The 21,652-nt window shown below is 31.4% G+C and carries 20 protein-coding genes; 11 read left to right on the forward strand and 9 right to left on the reverse strand.

Translation table 11 applies throughout. The features are described 5' to 3' along the window. The first annotated feature begins 1 nt into the window (after window position 1). The 7 genes from K0040_RS10990 (at window position 2) to pflB (ending at window position 9,023) form a co-directional block, all read left to right on the forward strand. Window positions 2-667: an amino acid ABC transporter permease gene (locus K0040_RS10990; RefSeq protein ID WP_228108848.1), complete on the forward strand. Its 666-nt coding sequence runs from the start codon at window positions 2-4 to the stop codon at window positions 665-667. Further along, entirely contained in the window at window positions 655-1,374 is a 720-nt protein-coding gene (locus tag K0040_RS10995) for an amino acid ABC transporter ATP-binding protein (RefSeq protein ID WP_265588868.1), read from the forward strand. The genes K0040_RS10990 and K0040_RS10995 overlap by 13 nt, the downstream gene beginning before the upstream one ends. Before the next feature lie 251 nt (window positions 1,375-1,625). After that, window positions 1,626-2,387: a DeoR/GlpR family DNA-binding transcription regulator gene (locus tag K0040_RS11000; protein WP_228108849.1), complete on the forward strand. Its 762-nt coding sequence runs from the start codon at window positions 1,626-1,628 to the stop codon at window positions 2,385-2,387. A 16-nt stretch (window positions 2,388-2,403) separates the two neighbouring features. Next, on the forward strand, window positions 2,404-3,717 hold the full coding sequence (locus tag K0040_RS11005) for a four-carbon acid sugar kinase family protein (protein ID WP_228108850.1): 1,314 nt from the start codon (window positions 2,404-2,406) through the stop codon (window positions 3,715-3,717). Window positions 3,718-3,954: 237 nt separating this feature from the next. Further along, entirely contained in the window at window positions 3,955-4,953 is a 999-nt protein-coding gene (gene pdxA, locus K0040_RS11010) for a 4-hydroxythreonine-4-phosphate dehydrogenase PdxA (RefSeq protein WP_228108851.1), read from the forward strand. 148 nt (window positions 4,954-5,101) lie between these two features. Further along, the gene (locus K0040_RS11015) at window positions 5,102-6,493 is read left to right on the forward strand and encodes a GntP family permease (RefSeq protein ID WP_228108852.1); all 1,392 of its coding nucleotides are present in this window, start codon (window positions 5,102-5,104) and stop codon (window positions 6,491-6,493) included. A 301-nt stretch (window positions 6,494-6,794) separates the two neighbouring features. After that, entirely contained in the window at window positions 6,795-9,023 is a 2,229-nt protein-coding gene (gene pflB / locus K0040_RS11020; protein ID WP_316720029.1) for a formate C-acetyltransferase, read from the forward strand. Between the two features lie 133 nt (window positions 9,024-9,156). Here the strand turns inward: pflB and megL are convergent, their stop codons facing one another. From megL to K0040_RS11035, 3 genes are read right to left on the reverse strand one after another with little or no spacing between them, the layout of a single operon-like run. Further along, window positions 9,157-10,344: a methionine gamma-lyase gene (megL, locus tag K0040_RS11025; RefSeq protein WP_228108854.1), complete on the reverse strand. Its 1,188-nt coding sequence runs from the start codon at window positions 10,342-10,344 to the stop codon at window positions 9,157-9,159. A gap of 48 nt (window positions 10,345-10,392) precedes the next feature. Further along, window positions 10,393-11,559, reverse strand: a complete 1,167-nt coding sequence (locus tag K0040_RS11030; protein ID WP_228108855.1) for an iron-containing alcohol dehydrogenase — start codon at window positions 11,557-11,559, stop codon at window positions 10,393-10,395. After that, a complete protein-coding gene (locus K0040_RS11035; RefSeq protein WP_228108856.1) occupies window positions 11,552-12,349 on the reverse strand; it encodes a DeoR/GlpR family DNA-binding transcription regulator in 798 nt (265 codons plus the stop codon). Before K0040_RS11035 ends, K0040_RS11030 begins: the two co-directional genes overlap by 8 nt. A gap of 215 nt (window positions 12,350-12,564) precedes the next feature. On the opposite strand from K0040_RS11035, the gene K0040_RS11040 reads away from it, so the two are divergent. The 4 genes from K0040_RS11040 (at window position 12,565) to K0040_RS11055 (ending at window position 17,089) form a co-directional block, all read left to right on the forward strand. Continuing rightward, window positions 12,565-13,155: a class II aldolase/adducin family protein gene (locus tag K0040_RS11040; protein ID WP_228108857.1), complete on the forward strand. Its 591-nt coding sequence runs from the start codon at window positions 12,565-12,567 to the stop codon at window positions 13,153-13,155. A 217-nt stretch (window positions 13,156-13,372) separates the two neighbouring features. Then, the gene (locus tag K0040_RS11045) at window positions 13,373-14,701 is read left to right on the forward strand and encodes a Na+/H+ antiporter NhaC family protein (protein ID WP_228108858.1); all 1,329 of its coding nucleotides are present in this window, start codon (window positions 13,373-13,375) and stop codon (window positions 14,699-14,701) included. Window positions 14,702-14,762: 61 nt separating this feature from the next. Further along, the gene (mtnK, locus tag K0040_RS11050) at window positions 14,763-15,965 is read left to right on the forward strand and encodes an S-methyl-5-thioribose kinase (RefSeq protein WP_228108859.1); all 1,203 of its coding nucleotides are present in this window, start codon (window positions 14,763-14,765) and stop codon (window positions 15,963-15,965) included. Window positions 15,966-16,036: 71 nt separating this feature from the next. Next, window positions 16,037-17,089 carry an S-methyl-5-thioribose-1-phosphate isomerase gene (locus tag K0040_RS11055; RefSeq protein ID WP_228108860.1) on the forward strand — a complete coding sequence of 351 codons (1,053 nt, stop codon included), beginning with the start codon at window positions 16,037-16,039 and terminating at the stop codon, window positions 17,087-17,089. A 121-nt stretch (window positions 17,090-17,210) separates the two neighbouring features. Here the strand turns inward: K0040_RS11055 and K0040_RS21285 are convergent, their stop codons facing one another. The 6 genes from K0040_RS21285 to K0040_RS11085 all read right to left on the reverse strand — a co-directional run bounded on the left by K0040_RS21285 (window position 17,211) and on the right by K0040_RS11085 (window position 21,442). Further along, window positions 17,211-17,357, reverse strand: a complete 147-nt coding sequence (locus K0040_RS21285; RefSeq protein ID WP_228108861.1) for a YvrJ family protein — start codon at window positions 17,355-17,357, stop codon at window positions 17,211-17,213. A gap of 15 nt (window positions 17,358-17,372) precedes the next feature. After that, on the reverse strand, window positions 17,373-17,597 hold the full coding sequence (locus tag K0040_RS11065; RefSeq protein WP_228108862.1) for a DUF2922 domain-containing protein: 225 nt from the start codon (window positions 17,595-17,597) through the stop codon (window positions 17,373-17,375). An 85-nt stretch (window positions 17,598-17,682) separates the two neighbouring features. Next, window positions 17,683-17,904: a DUF1659 domain-containing protein gene (locus K0040_RS11070; RefSeq protein ID WP_228108863.1), complete on the reverse strand. Its 222-nt coding sequence runs from the start codon at window positions 17,902-17,904 to the stop codon at window positions 17,683-17,685. Window positions 17,905-18,248: 344 nt separating this feature from the next. After that, on the reverse strand, window positions 18,249-18,743 hold the full coding sequence (locus tag K0040_RS11075) for a DUF1097 domain-containing protein (RefSeq protein WP_228108864.1): 495 nt from the start codon (window positions 18,741-18,743) through the stop codon (window positions 18,249-18,251). 9 nt (window positions 18,744-18,752) lie between these two features. After that, on the reverse strand, window positions 18,753-20,126 hold the full coding sequence (gene hydA / locus K0040_RS11080) for a dihydropyrimidinase (protein WP_228108865.1): 1,374 nt from the start codon (window positions 20,124-20,126) through the stop codon (window positions 18,753-18,755). A 50-nt stretch (window positions 20,127-20,176) separates the two neighbouring features. Beyond that, complete coding sequence (locus tag K0040_RS11085) at window positions 20,177-21,442, reverse strand: Zn-dependent hydrolase (protein WP_228108866.1); 1,266 nt, start codon at window positions 21,440-21,442, stop codon at window positions 20,177-20,179. Between the last annotated feature and the right edge of the window lie 210 nt (window positions 21,443-21,652).

Below are 21,652 nucleotides of genomic sequence, written 5' to 3' on the forward strand. Positions count from 1 at the left end.
AATGAATAATTTAGATTTTCAATTTTTAATGCCATATATGCATCAATTTGTAGATGCAGGAAAAATAACTTTGCAATTGGGAGTATGGACATTTTTTATAAGTTTATTGCTATCAATTATGATAGGCTTTTTAAGAGCATACAAAACACCAAAAATAATTAAATTTATGTTAGGTGTTTACGTTGAAGTATTTAGAGGCACACCTTTATTGGTGCAGCTATTTCTAATTTACTATGGATTACCATATTTTAATATTACACTTGATCCTATGACATGTGCAATTATTGGATTATCACTAAATTCAGCATCATATATGTCTGAAATAATTAGAGGTGCAATTTTATCCATAGATAAAGGACAATATGAAGCCGCATATTCCCTAGGATACTCAAAGGTAAAAACTTATATTCAAATAATATTACCTCAATCATTTAGAGTAGCTTTGCCATCATTAATGAATTCTTTTGCCAGCATAATAAAGGAAACTTCTTTAGTATCTATAATTTCAATTGCTGAAATAACTAGGGTAGGAAATCAGATTTATGCTAGAACATTAAGACCTTTTGAAGTATATTTAGTAATTGCATTAATATATCTTGTAATGACTTACTCAATTTCACTTCTAGCTAAGTTTATAGAAGGGAGAAGCACAAGATGGAGTCAATAATCAAATTAGAAAATGTACATAAAAGTTATGACAAATTAGATGTAATAAAAGGAATATCTTTAGATATAAAAAAAGGTGAGATTATATCTTTGGTAGGAGCCAGTGGTTCTGGTAAAAGTACTTTAGTAAGATGTATTAACGGACTTGAAAAAATACAAGGTGGAAACATTTATATAAGGGGTGAAAAAGTAAATAGTCACAACTCTGTTGCAGGTAGGGTTGGAATGGTATTTCAAAACTTTAACTTGTTTCCCCACTATACTGTTATAAATAATATAGTAAATCCTTTAGTTAATGTGAGGGGAATAAAAAAAGATAAGGCAAAAAAAATGGCTGAGTCTTTATTGGAAAAAGTTAAACTAGGTGATAAAGCAAATTATTATCCAAATGAATTGTCTGGAGGACAAAAACAAAGAGTAGCTATAGCAAGAGCCCTTTCAATGGAACCAGAGATAATACTTTTTGATGAGCCTACATCATCTCTAGATCCTCAACTATCTTTTGAAGTTTTTAAAACTATAAAACAATTGGTAGAAGAAGGATATACAATGGTTATTGTGACTCATGAAATAAAAATGGCCTTAGACATTTCAACTAGAGTAGTTTTTTTAGATAAGGGGAAAATATATTTTGATGGGAAGCCAAATGAATTTTATACTCATGAAAGTGAAAGATTAAAGGATTTTTTAGAAAACATAATTATATAAAAGTAATATAATAATAAATCCCAGGGTACTTTGTATCCTGGGATTTATTATTGTTAATTATTAAGAGTCTGACTTAGCTTCTTAAATTAATGTATAATAAAATATGTTCAAATATGTTTGAATTTGTTAGTTATTAAATAAACAAACATAAATAAACAAAACATATTGCGGATTATGAAAGTTTGTGGAATAATATAAACATAGATGAACATAAACGAACTTCAAAATAAACATGAAAAGAAGGTATGAAAATGTTCCAGTTAGATAGACATAAAAAAATTTATGATTACATAGTGAAAAATAAAAATGCTACAGTAAATGAACTAGCTCATATTTGCCAAGTGGCAACTATGACTATAAGAAGAGATTTAGATAAGATGGAAAAAGACGGTCTTATTACTAGGGTGTTTGGTGGAGCTGTAATAGATAGTTCCATGGTAAAAGAAGTTGACTATGAAGAAAAAGAAAAATGTTATATGGAAGAAAAGGTGAGAATTGCAAAAGAAGCAGTAAAACTTGTCAACGATAATTCCATAGTTATTTTAGATTCAGGTACAACTTGTATGGAAATTGCAAAATTATTAGTAAAGAAAAATAATTTGAAAATAATCACAACAGACATATTAATTGCAGCTTATTTAATGAAGTATGAAAATTTAGAAGTTTATTGTACCGGTGGAAGAATTCAAAGAAACACAGGAAGCTGTTTAGATACTTATACAATAGATTTTTTAAACAATATAAATGCAGATATATGTTTTGTGGGAGCAAGCGCCATAAATCAAAACTTAGAACTAGCAACTTTTGTTCCAAACAAAGCAAAGGTAAAACAAACTATGATAGACGTATCTATGCATAGAGTGCTTGTAACTGATAATTCAAAATTCAACAAAAGAAGTTTTAATAAAATTAGAAATTTAAAAGATTTTGAAATAGTTATTGCTAATGAAGGATTAGAAGAGGAAATACTAAAGAAAATGAAAGATAAAGGTGTAAACATAAAACTAGTTTAGAAGATGGGGGAGACATATGAAATTATATGTAATAGCCGATGATCTTACAGGCGCAAATGCAACAGGTGTTTTATTAGCAAAAGAAGGCTTTAAATGTTCTACATTTATAGATTCTACACTTTTAAATGATGAAAATATGAGCCTTTGTGACGTAGTAGCTATAAGCACTGATAGTAGAGGCGTTACAAAAGAAGAAGCTTATGAAAGAGTTAGTAAGGAAGTAGAAAGAGTAAAGCATTTAAAGCCCATATATACAAAAAGAATAGACTCAACTTTAAGAGGAAATATAGGCTCAGAAATAGATGCCATCTTAGATCAAGATGAAAAATCCATAGCTGTAGTTGTGGCATCTTATCCTGATTCAGGAAGAATTTCCATAGGTGGATTTTTATTAGTAAACTCAGTGCCACTTCAAAATACTTTGGTAGCAAAGGATCCAAAATGTCCAGTTACTAATTCAAGTGTAAAAGAAATAATACAAAGCCAAAGTAAGTTTAAGGTGGCTGACATACAAATTAGTGATGTGTTAAGAGGAGAAGAATTTTTAAGTAGAAAAATAAATTTATTAGTAGATGAAGGAAATAGAATAATTGTTGTAGATGCAGTAACTAATGATGAAATAGAAACAATAGCAAAAGCATCTGAGCTGACAAAATTAAATATTATTCCAGTTGACCCAGGACCATTTACTAAATGTTTAATGAATGCTAAATATGGATCATCTCAAGTAGAACAAGGTAAGAAAGTTTTCTTTGCCATAGGAAGTGTAAGTAAAACTACCATAGGCCAAATAGAAAATCTAGTTGCAACAAAATCACCAGCTCTTGTGAAAGTAAATCCATTGAAGCTTATAGATGATGAAAAAATAGATAAAGAGATTGAAAGAGTATTACACATAATAGAAGAAAAATTAAAGTTTAGTACATCTAATATTGTTGGAATAACTACAACAACAAGGGAAGATGAGGTTTTAAATTTAAGTGAACTGTCCAAGAAACTTGGTATAGATGAAGAGTCCATATCAGTTAAGATAAACAAAGGCCTAGCTAAAATAACAGAGCTGGCTTTAGAATTATCAAATTCATCCATAGGAGCTCTATATACTAGTGGCGGTGATGTAACTATGGAAGTCATGAAAAGGCTAGGTGTTGAAGGTATAGACATAAAAGATGAAATAATACCACTAGCAGTGTATGGCAGATTTATTGGAGGTAAATACTCTAATATGCCAGCAATAACAAAGGGTGGTCTTATAGGAGATAAGAAAACCTTATCCATTTGTATAGATTACTTAGCAACAAAAATATCAACACAATATTATATGAAATAGTGAAAATTTGCTACGCTCATGGCGCCAACGATATATCTTCGTTACCACTTCAGATATATCCGTTGCTTAAAATTAGCTAGGCTCATGTCGCCAACGTAATTGCTTCGCAAGCTCAGCAATTCCCGTTGCTTAAAATTCGCTAGGCTCATAGCGCCAACGATATATCTTCGTTACCACTTCAGATATATCCGTTGCTTAAATAGTATAAATTATGACATTAAATTTGGAGGAATAGTTATGAATAAAGAATATATAGGAGTACCTTTAGGAGATCCAGCAGGAATAGGACCGGAGATTGTGGTTAAATCCATAGCTAAGGAGGAAACAAATACTTATGCAAACATAGTTGTATTTGGAAATAAGGAAATATTAGAAAAAGCTATAGATGTTTGTGAAGTGGATATGAAAATAAATACTATTGAAAATCCAGAAGATGGAGACTACAACAACAAAACATTAAATTTAGTAAATATAGATAATATAGATATGAACAAATTTGAACCAGGTAAGGTTAGTGGAATGTGTGGAAAGGCTGCTTTTGAATATTTAGCCAAATCAATAGATTATGCAATGGAGGGAAAAGTTAAAGCAATAGCAACTACACCACTGAATAAAGAGTCTTTTAAAGCTGGTAATGTGCCTTACATAGGTCACACAGAGGTATTGGAAGACTTAACAAAAACATACAATCCTTTAACTATGTTCCAAGTAAGAGATTTAAGGGTATTCTTCTTAAGCAGACACGTATCCCTTAAAAAAGCTTGCGACTTAGTTACTGATGAAAATATGTATGAATTTATAATAAGATCAAAAGAAGCACTAAGACAACTTGGGATAGAGAATCCTAAAATGGCAGTGGCAGGGTTAAATCCTCACTGTGGAGAGCATGGATTATTTGGAGATGAAGAAAGAGAAATAGAACCAGCAATTGAAAGAGCAAGAAAAGAAGGAATAGACGTGGTAGGTCCAATAGGAGCAGACTCAGTATTCTTCTTTGGGCTTCAAGGAAAGTTTGATGCAGTGCTTTCTCTATATCATGACCAAGGTCATATAGCTACAAAAACTGTAGATTTCCATAGAACAATATCAATAACAAACAATATGCCTTTCCTTAGAACATCAGTTGACCATGGAACGGCATTTGATATAGCTTGGAAAAACATAGCAAACGAAATAAGTTTAGTAGAAGCCGTAAGACTGGCAGGAGATTATGCTCCAAATTTTAATAAAAAGTAAACAACAATTTATTTATATAAAACAATGTATCTAAATCAACGCATACGCTAATGGGTGTGCGAAGTTTAGATACATTGTTATTAAAGTTTATTAAATATAATTTATATAAAATTTAAAATTAAAAATTTATTAACTTGGGGGAATCATAATGAATAACGAATTAGTTGTATCAGGACCGCAAATATTAATAGGTCTAGGCCTTGGAATAACATTATTAATATTTATGATGTTAAAAACAAAGGTGCATCCATTCTTAGCAATGATAATAAGTGCATCAATAACAGGATTAGTTGGAGGAATGCCAGCTGGAGATGTAGTAAACAGTATAACAACTGGATTTGGGAATACACTTGGTAGTATAGGTATTATTATTGGATTTGGTGTTATGATGGGTGAAATATTTGAGGTATCAGGAGCAGCAAAAAAGATGGCTCAAATATTTGTTGAAAAACTAGGTAAAGGTAGAGAAGAACTAGCTTTAGCTATTACAGGGTTTTTAGTATCAATACCAATTTTTTGTGATTCAGGATTTGTAATCTTATCACCACTGGCAAAATCAATATCAAGAAACACAAAAAAATCAGTTATATCTTTAGGTTTATCACTAGCACTAGGTTTAGTTATTACACATACATTAGTACCACCTACTCCAGGACCAGTTGGAGTTGCTGGAATATACGGTGCAAATGTAGGGACAACATTATTACTTGGAATTGTTTGTGCCATACCAATGACACTTATTGGACTTCTTTATGCTAAGTATATAGGACAAAAACAATATAAAGTACCAGGTGAAGATGGTGAAAGTTATTTAAGTAGTGAAGATTTAGGAGCAATGGCTCATGACCAAGTAGCAGCAACTTTAATAGACAGTGAAGAAGTATTACCATCAGCATTTATGTCATTTATGCCAATATTTGCACCTATAATATTAATATTATTAAAAACAGTTACTACACAAATGGGGTTAGAAGGTGGATATATAGAAGTAATAAACTTTTTAGGAGCTCCAGTTATAGCTGTTGGTTTAGGCTTAATAATAGCAATATATGGTTTAGGTAAAGGCCAAGACAAAAAAGAAATTACAAATACTATGGAAAAAGGTATAAAATCAGCAGGAGTAATAATGTTAGTTACTGGTGCAGGTGGAGCCTTAGGAATGATAATAAGAGATTCTGGCGCAGGAGACTACATAGCAGGACTTATAGCAAATACAGCACTACCAGCAGTAATAATACCATTTGCCATATCATCAATAGTAAGACTAATACAAGGAAGTGGTACAGTTGCCATGACAACAGCAGCATCTGTAACAGCTCCAATGATGGCAACACTTGGATTATCACCAGACCTTGCAGTATTATCAGCTTGTATGGGTTCATTAGTATTCTCTCACTTTAATGATTCATATTTCTGGGTTGTTAACAGAACTTTAGGAGTTACTGAAGTTAAGGAACAATTAAGAGGTTATTCTGTAGCAAGTACAATAGTATGGGCTGTAGGATTTGTAGAGTTAATGATATTAAATATGTTTATGTAATTATATAAGGGTGTTTCGCTGAAATAGTGAAACACCTATTTTTTACATAATAGGAAATTATAGTTGAATTTACGTTATTGATAAATTCTGAAATTAAGTTATATCAATTCATTTAAAAAAGAAGTAAAAAAGTGAATTTTGAGCAACGGAGTTGTCTGAAGCGATAGCGAAGGCATCTCGTTGGCGATATGAGCGAAGCGAATTTTTATCATTAAATAATAAAATGCAAATTTGGGGATATTTATTATTAGATAAAAAAATTATTTATGACATAAATGTGAAAGGATAACTCAAAATGAAAGTGAATGCTTGGAAAGATTTTAATGATGGAATTTGGCAAGACAAAATTGATGTTAGGGATTTTATACAAGGTAATTACTGCCCATATGAAGGGGACGGTAAATTCCTAGCAAGTGCTACTGAAAATACTAAAAAATTATGGGAACAAGTATTGGAATTAAATAAAAAGGAAAGAGAAAATGGCGGAGTATTAGATGTAGATACTCATACTGTATCTGGTATAAATGCTTATAAAGCAGGATATTTAAATAAAGATTTAGAAACTATAGTAGGTTTTCAAACAGATGAACCATTTAAAAGAGCAGTAATGCCTTTTGGTGGTATAAGAATGGTAGAGTCTGCTTGTAAAGCTTATGGCTTTGAGTTAGATGATGAAATAAAAGAAATATTTACAAAATATAGAAAAACTCATAATCAAGGAGTATTTGATGCATATACAAAAGAGATGAGATTAGCAAGAAAGGCTGGAATTATAACTGGTCTTCCAGATGCTTATGGTAGAGGTAGAATAATAGGAGATTATAGAAGAGTTGCACTATATGGTATAGATCGATTAGTAGAAGTGAAAATAGTTGAAAAAGATGAGCTAGATAATGAAGAAATGACAGAGGATGTAATTAGATTAAGAGAAGAATTATCAGAACAAATAAGAGCTCTGGAACAATTAAAAGAAATGGCACAGTCTTATGGATTTGATATTTCAAAACCTGCAACTAATGCAAAAGAAGCTATTCAATGGCTATATTTTGGATTTTTGGGAGCTATAAAAGACCAAAATGGTGCTGCCATGTCTTTAGGTAAAACTTCAACTTTTTTAGATATTTATATTGAAAGAGATATAAAAGCAGGCTTAATTACAGAAGAGCAAGCACAAGAAATGATAGATCACTTTGTTATGAAGTTAAGATTAGTTAAATTCCTAAGAACTCCTGACTACAATGAGCTATTCTCAGGGGACCCAACTTGGGTAACAGAAAGTATTGGTGGTATGGGTAGTGACGGAAGAACTTTAGTAACTAAAACTTCTTTTAGAATGTTAAATACACTCTATACACTAGGACCATCACCAGAGCCAAATTTAACAGTTTTATGGTCAACTAAATTACCACAAGGATTTAAAGATTTTTGTTCAAAAGTTTCCATAGACACAAGTTCAGTACAATACGAAAATGACGACTTGATGAGAGATTACTATGGAGATGATTACGCCATAGCATGCTGCGTGTCAGCTATGAATGTTGGTAAACAAATGCAGTTCTTTGGAGCTAGAGTAAATTTAGCAAAAACATTACTTTATGCTATAAATGGTGGTATAGACGAAAAACTAGGAATACAAGTATCACCGGATTTTGGGAAAATAGATAGCGAATATTTGAATTATGATGAAGTAATGGAAAAATTTGAACATTATACTGATTGGTTAGCAAAACTTTATGTAAATACATTAAATGTAATACATTTTATGCATGATAAATATTGCTATGAACGTTTACAAATGGCTCTACATGAAAGAGATATAATTAGAACTATGGCTTGTGGTATAGCTGGGCTATCAGTTTGTGCAGATAGTTTATCAGCTATTAAGTATGCAAAAGTTAAACCTATAAGAAATGAACAAGGTATAGCTGTTGATTTCCAAATAGAAGGAGAGTTCCCTACCTATGGTAACAACGACGACAGAGTAGATAGCATAGCTGTATATTTAGTTGAAAACATGATGAACAAAATAAGAAAAAATAAAACTTATAGAGATGCTATTCATACTCAATCTGTTCTTACTATAACTTCAAATGTGGTTTATGGTAAGAAAACAGGCTCAACTCCAGATGGTAGAAAAGCAGGAGAACCATTTGCACCAGGAGCAAACCCAATGCATGGTAGAGATAAAAGTGGTTCATTGGCATCCTTAGCATCTGTTGCCAAGTTACCATATAATCATTCTATAGATGGAATATCAAATACTTTCTCTATTATTCCAGATGCTTTAGGTAAATCAGGAGAAGAAAGAATAAGAAATTTAAGCAACTTAATGGATGGATATTTCTCACAATCAGCTCATCACTTAAATGTAAACGTACTTGTTAGAGAAACATTACTTCATGCTATGGACCATCCAGAAGAATATCCTCAACTTACAATAAGAGTATCTGGATATGCAGTAAACTTTATTAAATTAAGTAGAGAACAACAAATGGATGTAATTAATAGAACATTCCATGGAAAGATGTAATATATCTTAAAATAAACATATTATAAGTGGAAAAATTATAATATGTTAAAAAAATAAAAGAAAGTATATATCTTCAATAAGAAAATATATACTCTCTTTTTATATATAGGGATTACACTAGTATGCAGATAGTTTACTTAATAAGTAAATCTAAGGCACTTTTTAAATCATCTATTATATCTTCCACATTTTCAAGTCCAACAGCAAGTCTTACTAATCCATCAGTTATATTTGCATTTGCACGTTCTTCAGGAGTACAAGCTGAGTGTGTCATAGAAGCTGGATGCTCAATTAATGTTTCTGCATCTCCTAAACTTACAGCTAATGTACAAAGGTTCAATGTATTCATTAGTTTTTCCCCTGCTTCAACACCACCTTTTACTTCAAAAGATATCATAGCGCCAGGTAAAGACATTTGTTTTTTTGCTAGCTCAAATTGAGGGAAACTTTCTAATCCAGGGTAGTTTATCTTCTCTATTGCTGGATGTTTTTCTAAGAATTTAGCTACTTTCATAGCATTTGAACAATGTTGTTCCATCCTAACTGCCAATGTTTTAAGTCCTCTATTTATTAAAAAGGCATCATTTGGGCTTAGAACAGCACCAGTAAAATCTTTTATACCTTCAAATCTAACTTCATTTATAAATTCGCTATATCCAACTACAAAACCAGCTATAACATCACCATGTCCGTTTAAGAATTTAGTAGCAGAGTGTAGGACAACATCAGCTCCAAGTGACAAAGGTCTTTGGATATAAGGTGTACAGAAAGTATTATCAACCATAACTAACACATTTTCTTGGCTATGAGCAATTTCACATATTTTTTCAATATCGTATAATCTAAGTGTTGGGTTAGCAGGTGTTTCAAAGTATACAACTCTTGTATTAGGTTTCATAGAATTTTTTACTTTTTCTAAATCAGTGAAATCAACAAAGTCAACTTCGATTGCAAATTTAGTTAAACCTCTAGATAATAATGCTTGAGTACAACCATAAAGAGTATCACTAGCTACCACATGGTCTCCAGCTTTTAATGCTGTCCATAATGTTGAAGATATGGCACCCATACCAGATGCAGTTGAGATACAAGCTTTTCCACCTTCAAGTTCAGCAATTTTTTCTTCTAATGATGTATTAGTAGGGTTGCCTAATCTAGAATATATATATCCTTCTTCTTCTCCCTCAAATCTTTTTCTTCCTTGTTCTGCACTGTCAAAGACAAATGTTGAAGTTTGGTAAATTGGTAGTCCTAATGCACCTGCTGCGTTTTTGTGATGTCCTGCATGTATAGCTTTTGTTGCAAATCCTTTAACTTTCATTGTAAAGTCCTCCTAAGTATATATTGTTTTTATTAATAAAATTAATAATTATAAAGCTAGTTTTAAAATATCTACAAATTTGGATGCGTCTAAAGGTATGTAGTTGCCAACTGTGGATTGATTATTATTAGTAGCACGCATTGCCATTAATTCAAAATGTTCATCTGTTATGCCTTTTTGTGATAATTTAGTATTTAAATTTAGTGATATGAAGAAGCCCTCTAAGTGATGAGATAATTTAAGTGCCATTTCCTCTTCAGAGTAATTACTGTAATCTATATTAAATAAGCGATTAGCCAACTGTGCAAGTTTTGAAGGTTTGTTATAAGCCATATATTTTGTCCACGCTACTAAAACTATAGCCATACCTTCACCATGAGTTAGCTCATACTGAGCACTTAGTTCATGTTCTATTCTATGTGATCCCCAATCAGGTACTCGTCCAGTGTCTAGCAAATTATTATGAGCTATAGAAGCTAACCACTGAATTTCTGAGCGTGCATTTATATCATTAGGGTTTTTCATTAGTCTTTGTGCATTTAGAATAAGTGCTTTACAAGCTCCTTCAATTAAATAGTCTGTTGTATCTACATATTTAGTATCAGTAAAGTAACGTTCTAATAAATGAGAGAATATATCTGCTATTCCACAAGCAGTTTGATATTGTGGTAGAGATAATGTAAACTCAGGATTCATAATTGCGAATTTTGGAATTATGAAATCGCTTTCAATACCTAGCTTATAAAGCCCATTTGAAATAATAGAGCAGTTAGATGTTTCTGAACCACTTGCAGGTATTGTTGAGATAACTCCAATTGGAAGAGCTGATGAAATTGAATCTTTGCCTTCGAAAAAGTTCCATACATCTCCCTCATAAGGTATACCTACAGATACGGCCTTAGCTGTATCCATAGAGCTACCACCACCTGCAGCAAGAACGAAATCCACATTATTTTCTTTACCTACTTCTATAAGTTCTCTAACATGTTCTATTTTAGGGTTAGGAACTACACCACCTCTTTCAGTAAATTTAATTCCTAATTCCTCACATGCCCTACTAACTGTATCCCATATTCCTAATCTTTTTACAGTTCTTCCACCATAAATTAAGAACAGAGAAGTTACATTATAATCTTTTAAAAGCTGTTTTATATTTTGGTGTGAACCTTTACCAAATATAACTTTTGATGGATTATAGTACTGGAAATTAATCATTATTTAAAACCTCCTTATTTGTTAAAGCATAATCTATTTTACAATTTAATTTTTTGCAAGTTTCATTCCATTCTTTAGATAATTTATAATCAGTTATTAAAACATCTATATCTTTAAGATTTGCAAATAATATATCAGATTTATTGCCAATTTTCGTATGGTCCATTAATAAAAAATGTTCTTTTGAATTCTTAATCATTAATTCTCTAATTTTGGCACTATCAAAGTTATTATCTGATAGACCATATTTAGTGTCTACAAATGGACAACTTATAAAGCACTTATCTGCATAATAAACACTTAGATTATCTAAAGTATGATACCCCACAAAAGAGCTTGTACTTGAGTGAAATTTGCCACCTAAACATATTAGATTAATATTTGACTGGTAACTTTCACATAAATTACAAATTCTAAGTGAATTAGTGATAAGTGTTACATTAAGTTGAGAAGTAATCAGTGCTTCTGCCAGTTTTAAGCATGTGGTACTTGAATCAAGCATTATAACATCGTTATCTTTAATATAGTTTAAGACTCTTTGAGCCATCTGTTCTTTTTCTTCAATATAAAAAGTTTCTCTTAATTGTATTGGAACACCCTTGTCGTATTTTTCTGGTAGATATGCTCCTCCATGAATTCTACATAATTTATTTGTCTTTTCCATTTCTCTTAAATCTCTTCTTATAGTTTCTTCGCTACATTCTAGTAGCTTGCTTAAATCAGAGATTAGTACGCTTCTTTTTTTATGTAGTTCTCTCTCTATAACATTATGTCTATCAATTTTTAACATAATTAACTCCTTGGTATTCAATATTTGTATGATTCAATTGTAGAGGAATTGATTTTAGAATGCAATATGAAATTAACAATAAGTCACAAAAAACAACAATAATCAAATTAAACAGTCAAAAAACAAAAGAAAAAACGTTTTTTTTGTTGAGAAAATGTTGTTTTGTGATTATTTCTGTGATATATTTATGGTAAATAGAGGAGGGGGAGACATAAATGAACTCGAGAAAGCTAGTATTAGACGCAGCAAAAAAATTATATAATGAAAAATTAGTAGCAGGAACAAGTGGAAATATAAGTATAAGAAATGTTGATAAAGGGGACGACAGTTATTTAATAACTGCAAGTGGATTGTCTTACGATATTATGACTGAAGAAGATATTGTAGAAATTGACGGAGAAGGAAATTCAAAAGTAGAAGGTCAAAAACCATCATCAGAGTGGAAAATGCATATAGAGGTATATAAAAAATACCCACAAGTAAATGCAATTGTTCATACGCACTCATCAGTAGCTACAGGATTTGCAGTTAACCATCAAGATATACCTTTAATATTAATAGAAATGAAACCTTTCTTAGGGGGAGATGTAAAGGTGGCTCCTTTTAGACCAGCTGGTTCTGAAGAGTTAGCTCAAGTTATATTACCTTATTTGAAAGACCGTACAGCTTGTTTATTAGCAAACCATGGAGTTATTGCAGTTGGTAAAACTATGGAAGATGCTTTCGTAGCAGCAGAATATGTGGAAGATGCAGCAAAAATTTATTACTATGCAAAAACATCAGGAGTTCCAGTTATTTTAGACTAAAAATAATAAGTATGAAGCTTTAGATGAATCTGTATTCTAATAATAGATCTATATTTATTTTCATACATAAACACAATTCAATTATATATAAATCATTAACAAAGAATTTAATCTAATCGTACTTATTCAAAAATTATAAAAGGATTCATATAAGTTTCATACTCCAAAATTATTTTATAGATTATAAAAATCCAATAAATTATTTTAGGAGGAAAAAATGGAAAATAATAAGAAATCAAAGGGTAGTTTTTTAGGATTAGTTCCACTGGTTGTATTTTTAGTTTTATATTTTGCTATTGGTATAGGAACAGGAAGTTTCGATAATATGCCTTTAATGATAGGCATATCAATTGCAATAGGTGTAGCTTTTGTTTTAAACAAAAAAGGAGAAGAAAAGCTTACATTTGAAGAAAAGGTTACGTTGTTTTGTAAAGGGGCAGGAGATAGTACATTAGTACTTATGGTAATTATATTTTTATTAGCAGGAGCTTTTTATGGAATTGCAGGTGCAATGCATGCTAGTGATTCTGTTACTAATTTTGGGCTAAGCATATTACCTTCTAATATGGTATTGCCGGGATTGTTTTTGATAGGGTGTATATTAAGTTTCTCTATGGGTACTTCAATGGGAACAGTATCAGCTTTAATGCCAATTGCTGTATCTCTTTCTAAGGCAACAGGATTTAATATGGCTTTAGTGTGTGGAGTAGTTGTAGGAGGTGCGCTATTTGGTGATAACTTATCATTTATTTCTGATACTACAATAGCAGCTACACGTACTCAAGATATACCAATGAGAGACAAATTTAAAGCAAATATATTAATGGTTTTACCAGCAGTTATTATTACTTTAGTTTTATTATCTCTACAACCAATGGGTAGTGCATCAACTGACGCTGCTGGAGATTATAGTTTTATAAATATGATTCCATATGTTATAGTTATAGTTTTATCATTACTAGGAATAAATGTTATAACAGTAATGAGTACAGGAGTGCTTGTTGGAGTGATAATAGGAGTTATGCATGGTGATTTTACATTAATAGGATCGTTGGCAGTAATTCATGAAGGTATGACTTGGATGGAAGATATGGCCTTGATAGCTTTATTAGTAGGTGGTTTAGTTGCTCTAATGGATCATCTTGGTGGTATAGATTGGTTACTTTATAAGTTAACTAGAAAAACAAAAACTGCTCGTGGTGCAGAGTTATCAATAGCAGCATTAGTAAGTTTAATAGATATATCAACAACTAATAATACTGTATCAATTATAGCAGCAGGACCTATAGCTAGAGATATAGCTGATGAATATAATATTTCAAGAGCTAGAACAGCAAGTATACTTGATTTATTCTCATCTGGTTTCCAAGGGTTACTACCTTATGCAGGGCAATTACTAACAGCGGGTGCATTAGCAGGCATATCACCAGGTTCAATTTTACCTTATTGCTGGTATTCTATGCTAATGATAGTATTTGGAATAGTGTTTATTTTAATAGGTTGGCCTAATATGTCATCAAAAAACAAAGCCCAAATTAGTAGTTAATCAACTTGAAGAATAAAAATTATAATTTAAATTATCTATTTTATATATTGGGGGGCGTAACATGGAAAAATATTTAGAACACTTTTTAATGGATACTAATACTGCAAAAGAGTACGCAAAGGATAAATTAGAATATTTTCAACCAGAATCTGAACTAGAATGTATAGAAATTGGAGATGGAAATATTAATTATGTGTTCAAAGTATGGGAAGAATCAACAGGAAAATCTATTATAATTAAACAAGCAGATAAATTTTTAAGATCATCGGGAAGACCACTTGATGTATATAGAAATAAGATAGAAGCGGAAATTCTTATGATTGAAGGTAAACTTGCAAAGGAATTTGTACCACAAGTATTTCATTATGATGAGAATATGTGTGCTCTTTCAATGGAAGATATATCTGATTATAAAAATCTTAGAACTGAATTGATGAAAGGGAAAACGTTTGATTGTTTGGCAGATGGTATCTCAACATTTTTAGTAAATACTTTATTGCCTACTACGGATTTAGTTCTTGATAGAGCAAGAAAAAAAGAATATGTAAAATTGTTTACTAATATTGAACTATGTGATATCAGTGAGGACTTAGTTTTTACTGAACCATATTATGATTATAAAGGTAGAAATATAATTTTAGATGAAAACAAAGAATTTGTAAAAGAGTTTTTGTATAATGACGATAAATTAAAAAAAGAAGTGGCTATTCTTCGTGACAAATTTATGAATCAAACTCAAGCTTTAGTACACGGTGACCTACACTCAGGTTCTATATTTATAAACGAAGAAGGGCTAAAAGTTATTGACCCAGAATTTGCATTTTATGGACCTATGGGATACGATGTTGGAAATGTAATAGGTAATCTATTCTTTGCTTGGGCCAATAAATATTATACTGATAGGGATAATGAAGATTTCCTTAGCTGGATCTCATCTACTATTGAAGACACTATAAACTTATTTATAAGTAAATTTTCAGTAAAATATGATGAATTAGTTACTTTTAATTTATATAATAAGGATTTTAAAGAAGATTACACAAAGAAAGTGTTGTCAGACTCTTTTGGCTATGCTGGAACAGAAATAATACGCAGAGTAGTTGGTGACTCTAAGGTAATAGAAGTAACATCTGTAGAAGATATTAGTAAAAGGTTGCCAATGGAGAGAAGCCTAATAAAAATGGGTATTAGTTTGATTAATAATAGAGATAAATTTTCAGAAGGAAAGGATGTAGTAAAAGAGTTTAAGTTACTATTATCTTAATCAAAATATAAAAAATTTACAGAGTAGTAGTTATAATTACTACTCTGTTACTTAAAATGAGGTTTATTATTATGAAGAGAATGGATCAAGATTTAGCTTTCATGCTTCAGTATGAAAATGTGGCATGGTATGAAGATGGAAAAGTTAGAATATTAGATAGACGTATTTACCCAACACAAGTAGAATTTGTTGAGTGTACAACACACGAAGAAGTTGCAAAAGCTATTAAAGATATGGTTACTCAAAGTGCAGGACCATATACAGCAGCAGGAATGGGAATGGCCCTAGCAGCCTTTGAAGCAAAGGACAAAAAAGAAAAAGATCAATTGGAGTATATGGAAAAAGCATCTTACACTATTTCTCATGCAAGACCAACTACGGCCAATCGTATGGGACTTATAACAGATGGATGTTTTAAAGAATGGAAAAAAGCCCTAGATAGTGGACAAGACCCTGTGGATGCTGTATTTAACAGAACCATAGATTCATTAAATAGAAGATATTCTACTATGGAAATAGTAGGAGAATATTTGGCTGATATGTTTCCTAAAAATGGAACAATACTTACTCAATGTTTTGGGGAGACAATTATAGGAATGATGTTACGTGCAGCTAAAAAAAGAAATAATGATATAAAAGTATACTGTGCAGAAACAAGACCTTATTTACAAGGAGCTAGACTTACATCTAGTTGTTGTTCACAAATGGGATTTGATACAACTGTAATAACAGACAATATGGTAGCTTATGCAATGGAGCATAAAAATATAGATTTATTTACATCAGCAGCAGATACAATAGCTAAAGATGGCCATATTGCAAATAAAATAGGAACTTATCAAATTGCACTGTTAGCAAAACATTTTTCTATACCTTATTTTGTTACTGGAATACCAGATATTGATAAAGAAAAAGGTACGGACATTATAATTGAAGAAAGAGATCCAGAGCAAGTATTAAGTTATAGAGGAATTAAAAACACTTTAGAAGAAGTTAAGGGAATTTATCCTTCCTTTGACATAACACCACCTAGCTTAATTAGTGGTATTGTTACTGATAAAGGAATATATTCACCATATGATCTAAATAGATATTTTGATAGTGAAGTTAAAGAATTTTATTAAGTTGTTTAACAATAGAAAACTAATATACTGCTGATTGTGCACTTGCTACAAAGGCACAATTTGCATTATTTAACAATATAAAAAGTGTGAATTTTCCATAGAGGGAAATTCACACTTTGTTTTATTTACTAAGTTTAATAATATTTTTGGATAGCTCGTTTATACTATCTGTCAAACCTTGCATCTTTCCTTCAATTCTCACCAACAAATACAGGGAAATTGCAATGGGAAAACCAAGATTTGCAATGATAGATTGAATATTATCCATATATATCACCTCAGTCTATACTTCCAAATCGTACTCAGTAGTTGTAGAATCAACCACTTTAGCAGATACACAAGTCACTATGTCATAACCTTTTGGCTGGAAGATATTTTTATTCTTTATTAAGTTCATAGCATCTATTATTTCCTGTTCACCAAGGTCCTCCCTTGGATCTTCAACAGCAACAGAAAAGCTATTTCCTAAAGTATTTTTAAACGTCATTACAAGTTTTTTCTCATTCATATTTTAACCTCCTAAATTTTTTAAGTAACTCGTTGGCCCTATGAAATGTAGCGCCTACACAGTGGTTTAAGCAAAGGGAATTTTACTACTCTGATAAAGAAGAGTTATCCACTCTGTTTGTACCAGCTAAAGTGTGTTGTTGCATAGCTGCTAGAGCATTTACTACAGCCATAATATCCTCATTTGAAGCACCTGACTTTATACTGGAAAAAGTCTTAGTTTTTACTATTCTGTCTCCATTTAAATCTGTACCATGATCAAATTTAACCTTTATAGATGACGCATTGGGTGTTGAAACAACTGCCATATTATTACCTCCTTAAGATTTTTTTGAAAGGATATATCGCCTATGACATGAGCCTTGCGAATTTTATTTGTGAGCTCCCTTTCTATTTAAATAATAGTTGGGAAATTAAAAATAAAGTTGAAAAAAATATTTAGAAGTTATATGTTAGAATAAACTTAGATTTAATTTAGTACTTAGAAATGTAAACCCTAGTGACCATAAAGAAGCAGTAGATCAGTTTGATAAGTTATTTGAAGAGAAGAAAAAAGAAGTTAGAGAAGGTCAACTTAAGATGTAACATAAAAAGCCATATTGAGTAAAATCTCAATATGGCCTTTTATATATATATAATGAAGTAAATACTTTTATTCAGCTTGTACATCACTATCATTAGGGTTATTATTTGTTACAACTTTATAGAACCAGTCTCCACCCTTATCACAACATATACCAAGTAGAGCACCAAGTAATAAAGAAGGAATTAATAACATCCAATTACCGGCAGCAGCAAATGTTGAAAAACATCCCATAAAAGTACCAGGGATAAAATCAAACCATTTTGATTTACCTATGATACACATTACAAATGTAACTATAGCACACCAAACACCTGTAGTACCAAGTACTGGAACTAAACCAGATAAGAATATAATTGTCATACCACAAAGAACACCAGCCATGTTTGGTAAGATAGTTTTTCTCAATCCTTCAACTCCATGATGACCACTGGCAAAGTATGTAGTACATCCAGCGAAACCAGCCCAGGTAAACAGTCCTAGAGAACCAGAACCCCAAGCCCAGATACCACAAAGGACGCCAGTTACTATTCCAAGTGCACATATATAGCTCATTTTTTTCATAGCATTCACCTATAACACTATGGATTTGCCACGTTTGATAAATTCACCACGGTTGTTTTCACCTATATATTCACCATCTTTAGCTATAACATCACCTCTAGATAATGTCATAACAGGATATCCATTAACTTTTATACCTTCAAAAGCAGTATAGTCAACATTTTCATGAAGTACATCTTTTGTTAAAGTAACTTCTTTGTTTTCATCATATAATACTAAGTCTGCGTCGCTTCCTACAGCTATTGTACCTTTTTTAGGATACATACCAAATATTTTTGCCACGTTTGTAGAAGTAACCTCAACAACTTTATTTAAAGATAAACCATGTTTTGGCCCTTCAGAAAGCATTATAGACATTCTAGTTTCTATACCAGGTCCACCATTTGGTATTTTAGTAAAATCATCTTTTCCTAATTCTTTTTGTTTCATAAAGAATGGGCAGTGATCAGTTGCAACTGTTTGTATTACGCCATCTTTTAATTGTTGCCATATGTAATCCCAGTTTTTGTTACTACGTAGAGGAGGTGACATTACATATTTAGCACCATTGAATCCTGGCTCATCGTAGTTATCTTCTGATAACATAACGTATTGAGGACAAGTTTCTCCCATTATTGGAAGTCCAGCTTCACGAGCTTCTTTTATTCTAGAAATTGATTCTTCACAACTATTGTGAACTATATAAAGAGGAGCATTTGTTAATTTAGCAAGAGTAATAGCTCTATTAGCAGCTTCGCCTTCACATGTTGCTGGTCTAGAAACAGCATGATATTTAGGTTCAGTTTTACCAGCTTCTAAAAGTTGTTTAGTTCTGTGATTTATAACATGATAGTTTTCACAGTGAACACCAACTAAAGCTCCGTGTTCTTTTGATTTTTCTAATATATTCATAAATGCAGCATCATTTACTCTCATAGCATCATAAACCATAAATACTTTGAAACTAGTTATACCTTCTTTAACCATTGTAGGTATTTCAGCTAAAGCATTTTCGTCAGCTTTTGTTATAGCAACATGAAGACCGTAGTCTACACATGATTTAGAACCTTTTTCTTTCCAAATGCTAACTGCATCGGCTAATGTTCCACCAGCAGGTTGTATAGAGTAGTCTATAAAAGAAGTAGTACCACCTATAGCAGCAGCTTTAGAACCAGATTCGAAGTCGTCACTTGAAAAAGTTCCACCAAAAGGCATATCTAAGTGAGTATGTGCATCTATACCACCAGGTATTATTAATTTACCAGCAGCATCTATTACATTATCACATTCTAAGTTTTGGCTTATTTCAACTATTATTCCGTCCTTTATTCCTATATCACCTTTATATGTATCAGAAGCAGTTACTATTGTACCATTTTTTATTACTTTATCAAATTTACTCATAATTTCCTCCTCAAATTTTTAAATTATTTTAAATTATGAATGTTTAATTATTAGTCTTCTAAATCAGCTTTTAATACAGCGTTTAATAAAACAGTAGCTCCGTTAGCACATTGCTCTGGAGTAGAGTATTCTTGTTCACAGTGAGAATGTCCATCTTTTGAAACAACAAATATCATAGTTGTTGGCATTAAGTAATTTACGAACTGAGCATCATGTCCAGCACCTGAGTTAATGTATTGGTGAGGTATATTTAATTCTTCAGCAGATTTTTTTACAAAGTTTACTAGTTCTTTATCGAAGTAAACAGTGTCTCTATTCCAAGCTAATTGAACTTCACATTTACATCTAGCCCATTCTTTACTTTCTAAACTTTTAACTATTTCATATACTTTTGCTAATAATTCTTGATCTTCGTGACGAACGTCTATAGAGAATTCAACAAAATCAGGTATTACTGTATGTACACATGGGTGACATACTATTTCACCAGTTGTATAAACTAATTCTTTATTTCCTAATTTATCGATTTCTTCATGTAGATAGCAAAGAGCTTGAGATGCAGCATATAAAGCGTCTTGACGCTTGTGCATTGGAGTTGTACCAGCATGATCAGATTGACCATGGAATTTTATACGGCAGTTAAACATTCCAAGAACACAAGTAACAACACCAACATCATTGCCAGCATCTTCTAAGATAGGACCTTGTTCTATGTGAAGTTCAAACATACATTTATATTTATCAACATTTAAACGATTTTCTTTTTTACCTTTGTATTTGAAGTTAGCTAATTGAGAACCAAAAGTAGTTGTTTTATCTAACACGCTTTTAGAATTCATCATATTATCATATTCAAAGTTTTTAGCAATTTCACCAGGAAGTACATCATGACATACTATACCAGAACACATCATTGCTGGTGGATATAGAGAACCTTCTTCATTTGTCCATATCATAGCAGTAAGTGGATGTTTGTGAGAAATTTTTTCAGCAGCAACAGTTTCTAACACTTCCATAGCGCCCATTACTCCTAAAATACCATCATAGTTACCACCATTTTTTACAGAGTCACAGTGAGAACCCATTACAATTCTTTTTGCATTAGGATCTGTACCAGGTAATGTAGCGTACATGTTGGCCATATCATCTGTTTCTATAACTGCACCAATTGCTTCCATTCTTTTAACAAACTCATTTCTAGCTTGAAGAGCTTCAGGAGATAATGAATATCTTGTTATTCCGCCATGTCCAGCATCTCCAAACTTTGAAAATGTTTTTATTTTATCTTCCATTCTTTCAGTACTACATCTAAACATACAAACTTCCCTCCATATAATTAAATTGATATAAGAAAAAATGTAAACGTTTACACGCTTTCTATAATAAATATATAAGGCTATTAAGTTAGAAAGTCAACTAAAAGAATAAATTTTTAACTATTCAAAAATGGAATACGATAATTATATAACAATAATCTCAATTTGAAATCGTTGCAGTAATAAGAAAACTTAGTTAAAATAAAAATG

Source organism: Terrisporobacter petrolearius, from assembly GCF_020748185.1.
GTDB classification, from domain to species: domain Bacteria; phylum Bacillota; class Clostridia; order Peptostreptococcales; family Peptostreptococcaceae; genus Terrisporobacter; species Terrisporobacter petrolearius.

Excerpts from the sequence above, each read along its gene's own strand:
- K0040_RS11085 (WP_228108866.1), bottom strand. The coding sequence starts at position 21,442 with ATGTTTAGATGTAGTACTGAAAGAATGGAAGATAAAATAAAAACATTT.
- K0040_RS11070 (WP_228108863.1), bottom strand. The coding sequence starts at position 17,904 with ATGGCAGTTGTTTCAACACCCAATGCGTCATCTATAAAGGTTAAATTT.
- hydA (WP_228108865.1), bottom strand. The coding sequence starts at position 20,126 with ATGAGTAAATTTGATAAAGTAATAAAAAATGGTACAATAGTAACTGCT.
- K0040_RS11005 (WP_228108850.1), top strand. The coding sequence starts at position 2,404 with ATGAAATTATATGTAATAGCCGATGATCTTACAGGCGCAAATGCAACA.
- K0040_RS11040 (WP_228108857.1), top strand. The coding sequence starts at position 12,565 with ATGAACTCGAGAAAGCTAGTATTAGACGCAGCAAAAAAATTATATAAT.
- K0040_RS11030 (WP_228108855.1), bottom strand. The coding sequence starts at position 11,559 with ATGATTAATTTCCAGTACTATAATCCATCAAAAGTTATATTTGGTAAA.
- K0040_RS11075 (WP_228108864.1), bottom strand. The coding sequence starts at position 18,743 with ATGAAAAAAATGAGCTATATATGTGCACTTGGAATAGTAACTGGCGTC.
- K0040_RS21285 (WP_228108861.1), bottom strand. The coding sequence starts at position 17,357 with ATGGATAATATTCAATCTATCATTGCAAATCTTGGTTTTCCCATTGCA.
- K0040_RS11015 (WP_228108852.1), top strand. The coding sequence starts at position 5,102 with ATGAATAACGAATTAGTTGTATCAGGACCGCAAATATTAATAGGTCTA.
- K0040_RS11035 (WP_228108856.1), bottom strand. The coding sequence starts at position 12,349 with ATGTTAAAAATTGATAGACATAATGTTATAGAGAGAGAACTACATAAA.
- K0040_RS10995 (WP_265588868.1), top strand. The coding sequence starts at position 655 with ATGGAGTCAATAATCAAATTAGAAAATGTACATAAAAGTTATGACAAA.
- K0040_RS11065 (WP_228108862.1), bottom strand. The coding sequence starts at position 17,597 with ATGAATGAGAAAAAACTTGTAATGACGTTTAAAAATACTTTAGGAAAT.
- K0040_RS11055 (WP_228108860.1), top strand. The coding sequence starts at position 16,037 with ATGAAGAGAATGGATCAAGATTTAGCTTTCATGCTTCAGTATGAAAAT.
- pdxA (WP_228108851.1), top strand. The coding sequence starts at position 3,955 with ATGAATAAAGAATATATAGGAGTACCTTTAGGAGATCCAGCAGGAATA.
- K0040_RS11045 (WP_228108858.1), top strand. The coding sequence starts at position 13,373 with ATGGAAAATAATAAGAAATCAAAGGGTAGTTTTTTAGGATTAGTTCCA.
- mtnK (WP_228108859.1), top strand. The coding sequence starts at position 14,763 with ATGGAAAAATATTTAGAACACTTTTTAATGGATACTAATACTGCAAAA.
- megL (WP_228108854.1), bottom strand. The coding sequence starts at position 10,344 with ATGAAAGTTAAAGGATTTGCAACAAAAGCTATACATGCAGGACATCAC.
- K0040_RS11000 (WP_228108849.1), top strand. The coding sequence starts at position 1,626 with ATGTTCCAGTTAGATAGACATAAAAAAATTTATGATTACATAGTGAAA.
- K0040_RS10990 (WP_228108848.1), top strand. The coding sequence starts at position 2 with ATGAATAATTTAGATTTTCAATTTTTAATGCCATATATGCATCAATTT.